Origin of the sequence: Pedobacter sp. ok626 (assembly GCF_900100435.1) — a bacterium.
In the GTDB taxonomy this organism is placed as follows: Bacteria; Bacteroidota; Bacteroidia; order Sphingobacteriales; family Sphingobacteriaceae; genus Pedobacter.
In genome coordinates, this window is the sequence record NZ_FNEX01000023.1 from 87,086 (window position 1) to 102,950 (window position 15,865).

The following is a 15,865-nucleotide window of genomic DNA, read 5'->3' on the forward strand; positions in this document are numbered from 1 at the left end:
TGTTTCAAAATGATATAAATTGTGCCATTATTTTCAAATGAAATTATTGGATGAATATTAATGCTGAATTAGCGTGGAAAAGGGTAAAAAAAGACTTAAATGGTAAGCATTTTATTGCACCTTTATTTCTAACGAAGATATTAGATCACAATTACGAAAAATGGATCAAATATCTGAACGAGCGCTTTAGTGCACAAGCACATTTCCCGCATCCAATGGAAATCATTGAAGTCCCGAAAGGGAAGGGATTGATAAGACCAGGATCGTTAATAAATGTTGAAGATAATATCATGTACACAGCTCTAGTACAGGAATGTTATCCCCTAATCTTGAAGCAAATTAGCTGGAGCCAGAATGTTGTAGATTTTGCCTACATCCTTTCAGATGAAAATCTAGAAAATGCTGATTGGTTTAAACAGCAATTGATAGGCTGGAATAATTTTCGTGAGAAAAGTATAGAAAAAGTCTCGACCGGTTACCAGTATGTAATTGTCACTGACCTTACAGGTTTTTATGATAATATAGATATTCAAACCCTTATTTTCGATTTAAAGTCAATTGGTGTAGATCCAGAAATAACGGCTGAACTGAGTAGGTATTTAAACAAATGGACTCAAATAAACGGTAGAGGCCTTCCTCAAAGCAATAGTGCTTCTGATGTACTGGCTAAATTATATCTGGATAATGTTGATCAGGGACTGAGAAATGCTGGGTTCAGTCACCTTAGGTACGTGGATGATATTCGTATATTTTGCAAAAATCTTGTGGAGGCGAAAAAAGCATTGATTGAATTGACGCGACTTCTGCGCAAACGCGGACTTAATATTCAGTCAGCGAAAACGAAGATCCTCAATTCAAGACAGGCAATGGATGAGATAGAAGGTTTGCAACCTTTGATAGGAGTGGTTCAAGAAAAATTTAGGGAAGAGATCATTTCCTTTGAATTCTCGTCTGCATATTTTGACAGTGAAGATGGTGAAGAATTCGTAGACAATAGTGAAACTCCCTTGGAAGTCATTAGAGAAACATTCAAAACATATTTTGTCGACGGTAGTGATGAGGATTTTGATAAGACACTTTTACATTATTTGTTAAATAGATTGATAAGTGAATCCGATTCGTATGCACTTGATTATTGTCTTGCTAATTTTGAAAGACATCCAGAAGAAACCAGCTACTTTCTTAAATATTCTAAATCTCTGGATACTTTTGATATTGAGGTGTTGGATCTAATGGATAATATGAAAAATTCATTAATCGCGTTTTTACAATCCGACGCAGCGATATATGATTACCAGAACTATCAGATACTTGTGTGGTTTAATGACAATATCCCAACACAATCTGAGCAACTTTTATCTATCTGCCGGTCCTACGCATTTGACAATAATAAGCCCTATTATCTCAGGTCAATTTCGCGTTTGATTTTAGGAAGATTTGGTAATTTTGCAGACCTAGAAAAATTAGAAGATCATCTCAATTATATCAATTCTGATCTTGAGCGGGCTGAATTATTATGTAGTTTGGTAAAAATGGAGAAGGGAAGACGAAATTCATTACTATCGCGATTTTCTAAAGACGGATTATTAACAGAATTTGCAATACCGTTTATAAAAGCACAACATTAAATTTCATCATTAGCAATACTCTAAGCTAAATAATTGTTGAAAATGTTGATAACTAGGCATTTGTGTATAAAAAGGTTTTTTTCCTTAGTTTTTATGACATACCTTTGGTTAAGAAAGGGAGTTACATGGACAGAAAGACCAATATAGAAAATTATTTCCTCAAGAAACAGCTTCTTGACGATAAAAGAAATTTTCCAAGTAAGTCTCTCGAGATTGCACAGAAGCTGGAGGATATTGAAATGGCTTCATTAAGGATAGATGATCTCCCGAAAAGTTTGAAATCTACTTTCTTGAATGGTGTCGAGCGCAGACCAATACCGCGTCCAAAATTGACCTATTCAAAAATGGTACGATCTATAATCTTACAACAGGCGAGACCTATAAGTGCCCGTGAGATTCTTGTGTTAATTTATAAAATTTTTAGCGGGTTGAACGAAAGTGAAGACCGCAAGCATATAAGGATGGTCTCGAATGTGCTGAATCAAGGGTTTAAAAAAGGAGAATATCAAAAGGTTAATAGTGATTCAGTTACCAGATATAGTTCCAAAGAAAAAAGCCTGTGACCAGGCTTTCAACAAATTGGTTTCTCGGCCAATGCAGATAAAAAGGGAAGTAGTTGTTCAATAGAACGCTTAGAACTTCCAAACTTCTAAGTGAAATTAATAGTTAACATTTTCCGGCGCTCCATAAAGGGGTGCCTTTTCTGCTTTGTACAAATATGGTAATAATTGATCAATATGCAATATCAATATAAATTTCTGTTGGGGGTATGTGCTATCTATTGTATTCAAACGGGATTCCATCTGTACATCATCCATGACATGTTTCATCTGATGATGCCCTATTATTAAGTTGTGAATGTTGTTTTGAAAGGCCTCATTGGCCGAACGGACTTCACCATATTTGCGTTTGACTTCGTTAGGATATTCTACTATTGGTCTGTAGTGCAGCCCGTAAAAAATGCGGGTTGTCCTACAGGTATTAAGCGTCTGTTAAGGTCAATAACTAGCTTTTTATAACCTGATTTAATTTTGGGGTTAATAATAAGAAGAGTCTCGTCTTGTACTTGCATCTCGAAGGGAGGGATTTGTTTCATATGTTTTATTGCTATATGAATCTTAGCATAATTAATATTTATCCTCGAAATAATTAATTATTTTTTGTTCAGTAATATCAAAACCATCAAATATGTGAACTAGGTTGAAAACTCCTAGCGGATATTCAGATACTTGAGCTACAAAATGTTCCTTTCCCTTACTATCATATATATGTAAATCATAATTTTTCTCAGTTCCCATGCTCCTATTATTATCAATGTCTGCCAATTCGATATATAACGGATAATCTTTTCCCTTATAACGAATATTTAGTTCCTCTTTATCATTATTTGTTGCTCGCACAACAAGCTTATTAAACAGAGATTTGAAATCTTCAACGGACTTATATTTATATGTTTGATTATAAAAATAAGAATTAAATCTATCTTGGTTATTATCAACCTCTACAGTTATCTCGTTAGAAATACTTATATTAAAAATGCTTTTTTTTGTAATAATATAAATGAAGCATTTTTCATTAAAATTTTCTACAGTCATTTTGCTTAAATAGTTTAGTTTGCTAGTTAAGAATCTAATTGTATTTTTTGTTAATTTTATATCGAAATTTTCCATTTTAATTTTACCTAGTTTTAATAATTATTGTTTCATCAGTTATTCTATCTTTTATGATGAAGTCACCACCGTTTTCTATTATAATTTCATTTCCCTTACTCCTTGCTATTATTCTGTTTTCTTCCCTGATAATATAATCTTCTTGTATCGGATACATTCGACCACTAAATCTTAAGCCTGGCATTTCCTCAGCTAATGTACCAGAGTGACAATCTTCGATCTCAACTAAAACATTGTTAATAAGTATCAGTGCTTCGTCATTGGTTTGACAATCAGGTGCTTCTCCTAATCTATAATAATATGATTTTAATCTTTCCATTTTATTTAATAATGTTCCACATTCTTTTAGAGGGGGAATATTTATGGAATTTAATCTTTCTAACATTGACATAATCTTGCCTATCTACTTATTCATGGTTAAAGTTGTTGTTCTCCATAATCAAAGAGTATAAACCCTAATCTATTAATATTTCTCAATAAACTAATTTTAGTTGGTTAAAATAACGGGCAAAGGAGTGTTGGTATTGATAAATTCCCTCGTGATCTACATGAATAGTTTGAGCTGTGAATTATGATCCCCGCATCAGAAATGGTGCAGGGATTTTTTAATACTATTCACCTTGCTGTTGAGCATCATACAAGTCCCGCCATTCTGACCAGTCGTAAGCTAGTGATTCATCCAGGTAATCGCGGAATAGCTTTAGTGCCAGCTTCATTTGCGCTTCCGGTTTTTCTGAGCCGTCACGATTACGGCGAAATCCGTTTGGGTCAATCCTTTTGAATTTGGTGTGAAAATGGGTATTCTGTTTTCCATAATCAATTTTTATGGTTTCTGTGGATTCGTCAATGGTGTAATTTAGGAAAATTTCTTCATCCTGGCTGGTATTGATAATCTGCTCAATTTCAGGCAGCAAATCTGCGATTGACTTTGAGAGCTTTTTGGCCCATTCAAGTTTATTTTCGCTTTGCAGAAAGGCTTTAAAATATTTCAAATCATCCAGCCCTTCCCGTAAATACTCAACTGATTTAAGGAAATCGTCGGCTGGTCCCCAGCCAGAAGAGAAAGGATATTCAGTTAGCTCGTAGTCTGCCTGATCTACGAAATCCTGAGGATTGGTGATTTTTAAGATTTTGTCGGCTTTTTCCATCGTTTCCATAATATCATAGAAGCTTGCCGCAAGGTCGTTTTTTGCTTCTACCAATTTCTCTTTGGTAATGCCGTGTGAGAACGAGGTAATATAATCATCATATTCGGGATCAATCTTGGCAAGTTCGATAGAATAGGAAGATATGTATGAAAAATGTAAACCTTCGAAATTTGTATGTAACCTTGGATCATAGTTTGAATACAGTATACTGGCTTTCACACTTTCAATAGTAGATTTATCTGCATTGTTGTGTTTTAAAAGGCCCTCTATAAAACGAATAAGTCTGTCACGCTGTATGATAACACTCTCTTTGGTTTCATTACTGGAGTTCCAGTAAGTGCTAAAATGCTTGTCGATAAGTCCTATAAGTCTATCATCCCCAATTATTCGGATCTGTTTATCAAGGTTCGTTTTTCTTAGAGTGGCGATTACGGATTCTTGTGCGGATGACACTATTTTGCCAGTTGTCATTACCCATACCTCATTGATGAACACCTGGCGCATGTTGAATAAATTTTCGTAGGGATTGTCAAATGCCTGCTGAACCTGGGTTACTACATTCATCAATCCCATTGTTGAAGAGGCACTTCCACTTAAGTCGCCCGTTTTGGCTACCACAGCTAAAAATCTTTGTTCATTTAACCGGTCATATTCGAAACAGATAATGTCTTTCCCTTTTTCATTGACCCCATGATATTCAACAGGTGCCAGGTATCCCATTTTACTTAGTAAAGGAATTATGACTTCTGTTCTAAATTGTCGTTCGTCCAGCGATTTTAATAACTCCTTTTTCTCTTTTGAATTCATATTTTTTGGTCAGTTCTAAATTTTAAGTGTCCTGAGGTTATTCGTCTTCACTAATAGCCAAGGAATCGAAGAAATCGTTATGGAGGCTGCCAGCGATAACATTGTAAGGATAAATCAAATGGTTAAGGTCATAGCCTAAAATGATGAAACCACGGTTAGGATCTTTCTTTTCTTTTTCAGCGATTTGATTCATCACATCATTTCTTTCCGACTTCGAAAGTCCCTCGTAGGCATAGGCGATGATAGTATACCTGCGTCTCGGAGGGCCACAATAGAAAGCGAACCAATTGTGCTTGTTCTTGCTCGTTTTGTTTAGAATCATTTTCTTTAGCTTTTCCAGGGCTTTTTCAAAATCTTTTTGATCCTGATGTGATGCATTTAACAGTATGTAGGACACGTGCAACCATAATTTGCTATTTTTTCTCAGGTATAATAATAAATCATTCCAATATTTGGTGAATGCTTGTTCAGGCTTTTTTATCGCTTTTCCACGATGCTTGCCGATAAAGTAAGGATCAAGTTCTTTGGATTTGAGCGTTAAATTTAAGTAGTATTCCGGATCATATTCGGTATCACCAATATTAAAACCGGTATCCAGATAAAATCCAAACAGATCAAATTCATCACCCTGGAAAGTGACATGCGCTTCAAACTCCCTTCGCCGAGAGAGGTAATGGATCTTTTGTGCTTCAAGAGGCAATATTTCAAAAATTACCTGGAGATCACATAGACTGATGGAGGGGGCTAATTGTTCGATGGTGTGATCGATTACTTTCGCATCAATAAGTTTTTTCAGGTTACATCCTATTGACCCTAAATTTGATAAGGTAATTCCTAGCGGGATATAATAGTCGATTTTCGAAGAATCGATTGAATTGGATTTACCCGATTTGGTGCTGAAATTGTGTAAACCCGAATTCTCCCTTAGAAAATCTTCAAAACGGATGGCCTGTTCTGATGGAGCAACTACAAGATCTACAAGTGTTTCAAAAAGCCGGTTTGGTGCACCTCGCCTAGCTGGAGGCGCCACTGTACCTGACTTTGCTTCAATGATGATAGCAAAATTTTCAATCAGTACAATTAAATCGTTTTCGTAGGTTTTGCCGTCGGTTGGACTTTTCCATAAGCTTCCGTCAAAAATTTGTGCTGTGGGAAAGGCACCCTTGAAAAGTTCCCGTACCTGATCTTCCAAGTATATTCCCTTTTGCTTACTGTAATAAGAGAATAAGTTCTTATCCGTCCTGATAAAATTTTCAAGCAGGTCTACACCTAAGTGGGAGAACATAAAACCAATTGCGGAGAAGTATGCTGAATCTTCAAGCTGTATAAATGGCTTATCGTGAACAGGGTTGTTCAGGAAGATGTGGTCTGTATCGGTGTCTTTTAAATCACCGAATTTAAACGATAATTTGTCCAGTATCTCGGTTACCTCAATAGTGGAAGTACTAACCTCTGGTCGCACCAATGCTTTAACTTCTTCCGGATCAAAGCTGAATACTTCCGGAAGACGAAGGTCACCGTGCGCTAGAAGCGTCCATTTCAATTGTTTAAAATTGCGACCGCACATTTCCCACATCTCTTTTCTACCTTCGGCATTAACCTTCACCATATCAGGATAATTTGTTTCATGTGCATGGAATATTTCATCCATTGTTTTAGCCTGATAGACGTTCCGCATCTTTTTAATATGGTCGTTTAGTTTATCATTGGTTAGTTCTGCCAGACCAAATAAAATGTCCAGTAAGATCAGCGGGTCAAAACCTATTGCCTCTTTGAATTTGTCGCGAATACACTCCGCCAGGTCGTAGGCAACCTGCTGCATCTGTATTTCATATGCCCAGTTCCTCACTGCCAGAGTGTGCATCATCATATCCATTCTAAGGATTACCGGACTCATTTCTTCCGGGTTTTTTGCATGCTGGGTAAGGTTGAAATAACGATAAGACTGGTTTTTGTTAAAATTGGTCAGCGTATCTTTGAACGCTAAGGCATCATGGGTCAAAGGCTTTGCTGATATTGTTCTGGGTGCCTTCAGGGACAATGCCTGTAAAACTTCCACATAAAATACAGGGAAATCGACATAGCCATCAATTGCTTCCTGATCGATACCTTCAGGTTTACTGATGAAGTATAAAATGCTGTAGGCCGCAAGGTAAAGTGGATCGTATTCTGCTAAGAAATTTTGAAGTTCAATGTGGGTTCTCTCATACTCCTTCCCGGATTTTTCAGCAAACTCTTTTAGTATTCTCATCCTTTCCTCGAACGGGATGTGGGAGATATCCGGAGTACGGAATTCCCTGAAGGGTTGTTTAACGACTTCGTAAGGTTTGTAAGTTTTCTTTTTACTGGTCGGCTTGGCTGTTTTTTTTCTTTTTCTACTAACCGGCATACAATTTATTTGGTGCTATAAATATAATTAATCTGCATGACTGTATTTTAAGGTTGATAACAATGACAGGATGCTCATGTAATTAACTTCAAACTACTCTACTAGAGGTAAACTCATTTTTTAGCATATCTCTAGTAGAGATAAATGTGCTTTTTTATACACACAAAAATACCCTACTAGAGACTGCATTGCATCATATGAATTGAATTTTTTTGTACACAGATGGAGCTGTTATCGGTCAAATTTCACGCTCTAAGCTATTTTTTGTCCTTTTTCTTTTTCCAGGTTCGTTTATATTTTAATACGAAATCTCTACTAAGGGGTTCTTGAGTAACCAATTCACTAATTCTTGCAATATTCTTCAAATCATCTATGAATTTTTTTGAGTTTAGTTCGAAAGGGAGCACGGAAAGCCTTAGAGAAATCTAAGGCTTTTTTGCGTTTAATATAATTCTAATCTCTATCTAGGCCGTCGGTGTATCCCATAGATTTGAGTCTTTCCTTTATAATTTTGTCTATTTTAGCTTTAGTGGTATAAAAGGCAAGAATTTTCAGTGAATTCGGCCGGGGAAGCAATTTTTCTATACCTGTAAGTGGTTTTCTGAAACTTAATAATGGCATTAGTGATTCTAAAGTTTTTTCGGAACAAGCTGATAATTTCTTTGAAAACTTTTCGGGTTCATATCTACAAATTCGTAAGATTCGAATGAGGAAATTTTGTCACTGAATGCCTCTAAAGCCTCTTCCTGGCTCCATTCTTTCGGATACTGGAAGCCATCAAAGACAACATTGCGTACCACGATTTTAAAATCGTGGTTGAATTCTTCTTCTCCTGCATAGGTCAGGGCAATTTTTCCGGTCCATTCCAGATCCATTCCATCTATAGTTTTACTAAAAGCCAAGCGATGCCCTGCGCATGTGTCGTGCCCCAACAGATAGATGGAAAAAGCAAGATTATCATAGTCATCTTCACTTTGTAATGGCAGAGGGTTGGCTACAAGGCCTTTATCTATTAACTCCTGGAAACTGAATGGGGCATTGGTCGTGTCAACTAGGATACCTTGATTATCTCCCCAGTAAGTAGAAGATAAGGTACAAGCCTGATAATTCGGCATTGCTCAATACGGGCTAGGTTGAGACTGACATACTAAATAGTTACAGAACCATTTTAAACGGATACAACTAAATTAACCAAAAGTCTGGTAAAGGAAGCCTTTGCCAGGCGTCTTTTTATTTATTCATTAACAAGGAGGGATTTTTTTTGCATAGCTGTAATTATATTAATAAATTACCTAAAGATCCCCTAATGCAAGACTTAATGAGTAGTAAACCGACAAGCATTTCACGTAAAGAATTAGCAAAAACACAAAAAATACTGGAAGTTAGCCCGATGGGTGCTTTTCAGGCTGATACAGCAGGTAATTGTTTGTTTCTGAACCATCAATGGGAAAATATATCAGGAATAGGTGTTGAGCAGTCGCTTGGCAAAGGTTGGATGAGGATCGTTTATGAGGAAGATATCGTTCATATCAACAATCTGATTCAGAACGTAATGGCAGAAGGAAAAGAAATATTCGATTTTGTTTATCGGATTCATCATCCCGCTAAAGGAATCCGTTGGCTAAAGGTGAATGCAAAGTTTATTTTTGACGACCATGGGGTTGTTTCTTATTATATTGGTTTTTTAGAAGATATCACTGATCGCACCCTTAGCGAACTGGCGTTTCAAGAAATAAAAACAAGCCTGGAACGCAGCAACCTGATTCTGGATGTAAGCCAGGAACTTAGTACAACGGGTGGCTGGGAATTTAATTTACTGACAGGAGAGGTGTTCTGGACAAAGCAGGTTTATGAAATCAATGGCGTTAATGCACAGGATTTTGTTCCTACGTTTGAAGCTGTACTTTCGCTTTACGAAGAAGGTTATGCCCAGATGATGGAAGCACATGTAAAAGATGCGATTGAAAAGCAAATACCATATGATCTTGAACTCAGGCTATGCACCCCTGCTGGCGTAAGAAAATGGGTTAGGGCCGTTGGCATGCCCATTGTAGCAGACAATAAGGTGGTGGTGCTGAGAGGAGCCATTACGGATATTACCCAAAAGAAGGAAATTGAACTGGAACTGCTGCGCGCAAGGGATATTGCTGAACATTCGGCAAAGGTAAAAACGGATTTTCTTTCGGTAATGAGCCATGAGATCCGCACTCCCTTAAATGGAATTATTGGCATTGCCAATTTGCTAAAACTTAAGCATACGATGGATCAGGAAGAGTATGTGCGTAGCCTGATCTTTTCTGCCGACCACTTGTTGCAGCTCATTAACGATATCCTGGACCTTACCAAAATAGAAAGTGATAAGCTGGAACTGGTTTTGGCAGAAGTGAATATTTTTGAATTGGTAAGGAATATCAAAAATCAGTTTAAGTCGCTGGCCGAGGCTAAAGGGATCATGGTGAAGAGCTTTATTGACGATGATATTCCTCAAAGACTAATTGCAGATCCGGTAAGACTTGGGCAAATATTGAACAATCTGGTAAGCAATGCCATTAAATTTACGGAAAGGGGGGAGGTAACTATTACTTTACGTCTTGTTGCATTGACAGAGAGCAAAGCCAAGGTGCACTTTTCTGTAAAGGATACAGGAATCGGTATTCCTGAGGAATTACATGAAACCGTTTTTGAAAGTTTTAAACAAGTACAACAGTCCGCTCACCGTAAACATACAGGAACAGGTTTAGGTTTGGCTATCACCCAGAAATTGGTGGAACTACACGAAGGACGTATATTGCTTAAAAGTACAGCGAAAGAAGGGGCGGAATTTTATTTTGAACTGAATTTTGACTTGGCTACCGACAACAATTCGCCAGGGGCTTTCAGGCCAGGGCCTGAAATTACGGTATACGAAGGCAGACTAAATGGCTTACGCATTTTATTTGTAGAAGACAACCCTATTAATGTGATGGTGGCCAGAAAACAGATGGAATACTTCGGTTGTACACCAGACTGCGCTTATAATGGAAAAGAAGCCCTTGCGTTGCTGACAGCTAACAACTATGATGTAGCTTTGCTGGACCTCCATATGCCCGAAATTGACGGTTACGCTTTGGCGGATCTTATACAGCAGCAGTACCCGGGAATACATATCGTTATTTTTACTGCCGATATTATGACCGAGGTCAAATTGAAACTCGCTAAAATGCATATTTTTGACATTCTGAATAAACCTTTTTCGCCCGAAAGAATGTTTGAAGTATTATATAACGTAGCTGGGAATCGGGGTATTATAAATGGAGGATGACTAGGATGATTATTCCTTGTTTTTCGAACCTACTCTGACTATTGATAGATTATAATATAAGATCACAGGATCTAATTGCTGTGAATCTTATTTGCCTGAGCAACGTGCCGTTCAATATGATACACCATAAATCTTAGGATATCTCCAAGTCTCAACTTAATGAATCTACTAATTGAGATGGGTGTTTTGGCTTTAGTTATATCCACGTATCTTGCTTGTTCAAGCAATGATTTTAATCGTTCCTGTTGTTTTAAAAAACGATCAATGGTTGTTATGGTCAATTGTTTTTCAAAAGGATCCATGGTTTTTGCAGTAGACATTTTTTTTATCTTAGCTTGCTTGAGCTTTACCAGATTGACAAAATAATTCCCAAGGATACCGCTCTTAAAAACACAGGAATTGTGAATGGTCTTCTGAGACAGAATCGCCTTTTCAATGGCAGGAAGGTAGAAGCTTCCGTAGAGGTTTAAATGCTCAATGCATTCCAGAATACTCCATTCATTTGGGGCATTCCTTTCGCTCAACTTCAAAAGTTCGAACTGTTTTAACTTTTGAACTGCTTGGGTAGAGTTTTTAGTGGTAACTAAAAGATCATCTATCAGTTGATTGCTTGTCATCTTTGCCATTGTTATTAATTTATACAAAAATGAAAAGAAAGAAATTACTGCCGCTTGATTGAAATCAAGAATTTCGAATACGACTCAAAGTCTCAGGAGTCATCCTAAGGTAAGAAGCGATGTATTTCAATGGGATCTGCTGAAATAAATCAGGACTTCTTTGTAAGACACGATTTAAACGTTCGGTTGGAGAGACCGTTAACAAATCAATTTCTCTTTCAATTTGTTGGGTAATTACTGTTTCCAATAAACACTTATATCCGGTCAAGCTATAAATATCTTTATTGGCAATCTCTGAGACTCTTTGTTTAGAGATAACTCTCAGCGTTGTTTTTCTGAGCGCTTCTATATAAAATTCTGACGGACCTTCTCGGAAATAGGAAGACAAAGAATTAATTATCGAGTTCTCAAAACCAAAGCGGATGCTTTGCTCTTCATATTCTGATAAGAGAAAAACCCGAATGGCACCTGATTCAATAAAGTAAAGGTTTTTTTCTACTTCTCCTTCTCTCAGAATAAATTCGCCCTTGGAAAAAGTTTGTCTGATTCCTTCTGCCTTCAGGGAGTTAACCAGATCATGGGTAAAGGATTGTTCTTCAGTCATGAGCGAATTCATTTTTGCAAAAATAATAGATTTGGTTATCAGATTCCATATTGCCGATTATGAAATATTTTCACATTAAATATAATCTGTTGAGAAAACAAATCTCAATTAGGTGATATTTGTTTTTTATCTTTCATTGAATTAAATAGAACGGTTAAATCTTATATGATAATAAAGCAAAGGTTAAATAGAATTAGCATAGTACTGGATGAATTCAATTTCTCACAAAAAGACTTGGCAATATTTCTACAAGTCAGTAATAATACTGTTAGCAGGTGGTGTAGAAATATTAATCAACCTGATTTGGTAAAAGTTTACGAAATAGCGCGGTTTTTCAGAATTGACATGATACGTTTGATTGAGCCCACATCATGGGAGAATGAAAAGGGATCACCTGCCTATAAATTGTACCTTGAAGAGAAAATTAGAATGATGCAAGCTCAAAAAAAATCTGTTAAAAAAGTAAATAAATTAGTCTTGGACTAAATAGATTTCAATTCTTTCTATTCCTAATAAGCTAGCGATACGGTGTAAAAGTAATACAGATTATTTTGCCCGTAAGATACCACAGGATAACTATCTTATTTGCATAATACACACAATATTTCTGAAAAATAAATCACTACATCTTCATGTAGTTGCAAGCTATATAGATTGAATAATACACATTAAATATTTATTAATACACATTTCGTGTGTATTAATAAATATTTAATGTGTATTATTTTTTTTATATGGAGGTATTGCGATTAGGTAGTTTTGCACAACAAAGTTAACACGCAAAATGATTAAATCGCTCAGTACAACACACACAACTCTAAAAAAGCTATATCCTGTAGCAGATAAAATTAAGCTCTTTCAAAAGTCTTTAAACCTGTATTTACCTATGGAAGTAAATCCTGTCCGTAGAGTTTCAATTTTACGATTAAGCTAAATAAGGAAAAAATATTTGACCACTGGCTGTATTTAGAATCTGATCTCTTTTGGCTAACTCATTAAAAAAGATAAGGGGAGACCAAGAGTTTAAGGAATATATAAAAAATCTATTCCTGATTGAAGTTTGAAATCATCTACCTATGAAAAACATCACTCACTTTTTTAAAGCCTACAGGATAACATTCAAGACAAAATTATAACATGGTAACATTCTACTAAATCATCACATGAGACACTCTACTAAATTCTATTATGTTAGTTACCTATTGATCTGCTTCCTCTTCATAGCTCAATTCAGCTACGCTGACGGTTCAAAGGACCTTTATCCTAGCGGAAAAACAGGAAGACGGGCTTATTTACGAGCTTATACAACTCCCACTCCTAATTGGCCCTTTGCCAACGATGGAACTCATTTTGTTTATGCTAAAGTTGGGGAAGTCATTACATTAGCCTCCAGTGCACAAAGTACAGGGGGGAATTCTCGGATTCGATTATTTGCCCCTTCTGGAACTCAGGTGATAGACAACACGACAGATGGTCAGATCGCTAACCGGACAGCAGAACTGGCTGGCCCCAGATTTTTTGGGCAGGCTGCCGGAGGAAATCGATATTTACCAATATATCATACGGTTACCACTGAAGGGATTTATCGGGTAGAATTTGTGGCAAGAGGAACTGGGGATCCTGGAACCTCTTATAATGCTGATGCAAACTGGACAGAAGCAAATGATGCTGGTATTCGCGCTTGGGATGTGTCTGTAATTAATACTACAAATGATGGTTTTATTTCCGGAAGAACTTATGTGAATGTATTAAACCTGACCAATGGACTTACTTCCCCAAATACCACTGGCTTTGAGGGTATACTACATATTTTAACAAAGGATGGATATACTTACCGTGTAAACAATAATGGCAACAATGGTCTGTATTTCACTTTTTTGGTGAATAACAATGGTTTTTTAAATCAGAGTACACAAGAACCTATTTATAAAAGTTTAAATACCACAACGGGTTTAAGTGGACAAATTCATGATCCTAATACTGCTGATAATTCGAAACAGATCACCCAAAAATTGTTTTATGCATTACCGGCAAATGATTTACCTACAACTGGGAGTGGAGCAGTACCCGGTGGTAACACATGGCTGAAGAATGCAATAGTTTTACCTGAGGTAACTGATGTAAAGCTAGTGGGGGTGGATGGAACGGTAGGACAAGTGAGTAACAGGGGTGGGTATATAAGATTCACCGCAGGAACACAAGGTAATGTTGCAATTTTAATAGAAAGTACCGAGAGCCCTGTAGCATTTGCTCCCCGTACAATTACCGGGTTTGCTACCTCAGGTGTTAATAATGTTTTGTGGGATGGAAAAGATGGTACGGGCACTCCAATGCCCGCAGGAAATGTTCCGGCTAAAGTCACAATATCTTTGCAAGGTGCTGAAGTCCATTTTCCATTTTTTGATATGGAATATAATAGCTTAGGAACCATAATTGAACTTTTGGACCATAATAACCTTAATAATGTGGTTTCAGATCTCGTATATTGGAACGATACAGGTATTTCTCCTCCAACCAGCGGAAGCAGTCCTAGTCCAATTAATAACAGTCAGTTGGCACCGAGTAATAGCACGGGTATTTCTAGTAACAGCAATGGACATAAATGGGGTGTAGGTGGTAGCGGAACTGGAGGTCTGTTCGGTGATAACAGATCCATTGACACATGGACTTTTATTAAGGGAGCTAATGCGGAAATCGTATCTACTCTAGTTGTAAAAATTGCAGATCTGAAAATATCGGAAATCACTCCCAATAAAACTGCCATTGTTCCCGGTGATAATGTAACTTATACTGTAAAAGTTAAAAATGATGGGCCAAGTAATGTAGAGGGTGCTCCGTTTACTTTTGTAATACCAACAGGTTTCAATCCGCAATCATTTACATTTTCGGGAAATGGTTGTGGCACAGAAGCACTAGCACTTAGTTATGACGCTGCGACCAGAACATATTCATCTCGTTTAGATCTCCCTAATGGTTGTGAGATCACCTATAACGTTACCGTATCAGTAACCAATACTACCGTTGCTGGGAATCAACAGGTAACAGCTACTATATTGCGCCCTAATGATGTAACGGATCCTGATGCGACAAGTAACATAACACCTATTGTACCACCAACTGACCCATATGTAGAATGTGCCAACAATGGTTTAGGCGTAGCCTGTAATAATATTTTGAATAATACCGATGTCGTATTTACTAATATTCCATCATCGCCTGGTATGCGTTTAACCAAAACCGGTACTTATGCAGATAGCAACGGTGATGGAAAAGTAAACGTTGGTGATAAGATCAACTATACTTTTAAGGTAGAGAATACGGGTAATGTGAGTCTATCTGATATCAGTATCAGCGATCCAAAGGTGACGGTGAGCGGTGGGCCAATATCTCTTGCGCCAAACGCGGTTGACAATACGAGCTTTACCGCAGTTTATACTTTAACCCAAGCGGATGTAGATAAAGGTGGGGTGTATAACCTGGCTACTGCCACTGGTAAAGACCCTTCGAACAATCCAGTAACTGACGAGTCGGAGAGTGGTAACGCTGCGGGTGGTACTCCTGGTATGCCTCCGGTAGACCCTGCTTGTCCGGCCTGTACGATTACGGCATTGCCATCATCGCCTGGTATGCGTCTGACCAAAACCGGTACTTATGCAGATAGCAACGGTGACGGAAAAGTAAACGTTGGTGATAAGATCAAC

Annotated in this window: 12 protein-coding genes; 5 read left to right on the forward strand and 7 right to left on the reverse strand. The window is 37.2% G+C overall.

Annotated elements, in window-relative coordinates:
- The first annotated feature begins 50 nt into the window (after window positions 1-50).
- Complete coding sequence (locus tag BLS35_RS25190; protein WP_090786659.1) at window positions 51-1,628, forward strand: RNA-directed DNA polymerase; 1,578 nt, start codon at window positions 51-53, stop codon at window positions 1,626-1,628.
- 125 nt (window positions 1,629-1,753) lie between these two features.
- Window positions 1,754-2,191 (forward strand): hypothetical protein, encoded by a 438-nt coding sequence (locus tag BLS35_RS25195; protein ID WP_090786662.1) that lies wholly within the window; start codon window positions 1,754-1,756, stop codon window positions 2,189-2,191.
- Between the two features lie 564 nt (window positions 2,192-2,755).
- On the opposite strand, the gene BLS35_RS25200 is transcribed toward BLS35_RS25195, so the two are convergent.
- From BLS35_RS25200 to BLS35_RS25220, 5 genes are all read right to left on the reverse strand, one after another.
- Window positions 2,756-3,298: a hypothetical protein gene (locus tag BLS35_RS25200; protein ID WP_090786665.1), complete on the reverse strand. Its 543-nt coding sequence runs from the start codon at window positions 3,296-3,298 to the stop codon at window positions 2,756-2,758.
- 7 nt (window positions 3,299-3,305) lie between these two features.
- Complete coding sequence (locus tag BLS35_RS25205) at window positions 3,306-3,683, reverse strand: hypothetical protein (RefSeq protein WP_090786668.1); 378 nt, start codon at window positions 3,681-3,683, stop codon at window positions 3,306-3,308.
- A 226-nt stretch (window positions 3,684-3,909) separates the two neighbouring features.
- Window positions 3,910-5,253, reverse strand: a complete 1,344-nt coding sequence (locus tag BLS35_RS25210; RefSeq protein WP_090786671.1) for a hypothetical protein — start codon at window positions 5,251-5,253, stop codon at window positions 3,910-3,912.
- A gap of 37 nt (window positions 5,254-5,290) precedes the next feature.
- Window positions 5,291-7,642, reverse strand: coding sequence for a hypothetical protein (locus tag BLS35_RS25215; protein WP_090786674.1), 2,352 nt, complete (start codon window positions 7,640-7,642; stop codon window positions 5,291-5,293).
- Between the two features lie 629 nt (window positions 7,643-8,271).
- Window positions 8,272-8,757 (reverse strand): hypothetical protein, encoded by a 486-nt coding sequence (locus BLS35_RS25220; protein ID WP_090786677.1) that lies wholly within the window; start codon window positions 8,755-8,757, stop codon window positions 8,272-8,274.
- A gap of 203 nt (window positions 8,758-8,960) precedes the next feature.
- Between BLS35_RS25220 and BLS35_RS25225 the strand changes: the two genes are divergently transcribed.
- Window positions 8,961-10,943, forward strand: a complete 1,983-nt coding sequence (locus BLS35_RS25225) for a PAS domain-containing hybrid sensor histidine kinase/response regulator (protein ID WP_165973421.1) — start codon at window positions 8,961-8,963, stop codon at window positions 10,941-10,943.
- 71 nt (window positions 10,944-11,014) lie between these two features.
- Here the strand turns inward: BLS35_RS25225 and BLS35_RS25230 are convergent, their stop codons facing one another.
- The gene (locus BLS35_RS25230; protein ID WP_090786684.1) at window positions 11,015-11,569 is read right to left on the reverse strand and encodes a DinB family protein; all 555 of its coding nucleotides are present in this window, start codon (window positions 11,567-11,569) and stop codon (window positions 11,015-11,017) included.
- 55 nt (window positions 11,570-11,624) lie between these two features.
- Window positions 11,625-12,164, reverse strand: a complete 540-nt coding sequence (locus BLS35_RS25235) for a Crp/Fnr family transcriptional regulator (protein ID WP_165973422.1) — start codon at window positions 12,162-12,164, stop codon at window positions 11,625-11,627.
- A gap of 165 nt (window positions 12,165-12,329) precedes the next feature.
- Between BLS35_RS25235 and BLS35_RS28430 the strand changes: the two genes are divergently transcribed.
- Window positions 12,330-12,650 (forward strand): helix-turn-helix transcriptional regulator, encoded by a 321-nt coding sequence (locus tag BLS35_RS28430; protein ID WP_207909193.1) that lies wholly within the window; start codon window positions 12,330-12,332, stop codon window positions 12,648-12,650.
- A gap of 677 nt (window positions 12,651-13,327) precedes the next feature.
- The coding region (locus BLS35_RS25245) for a DUF11 domain-containing protein (protein WP_139205893.1) at window positions 13,328-15,865 on the forward strand (2,538 nt) is incomplete at its 3' end.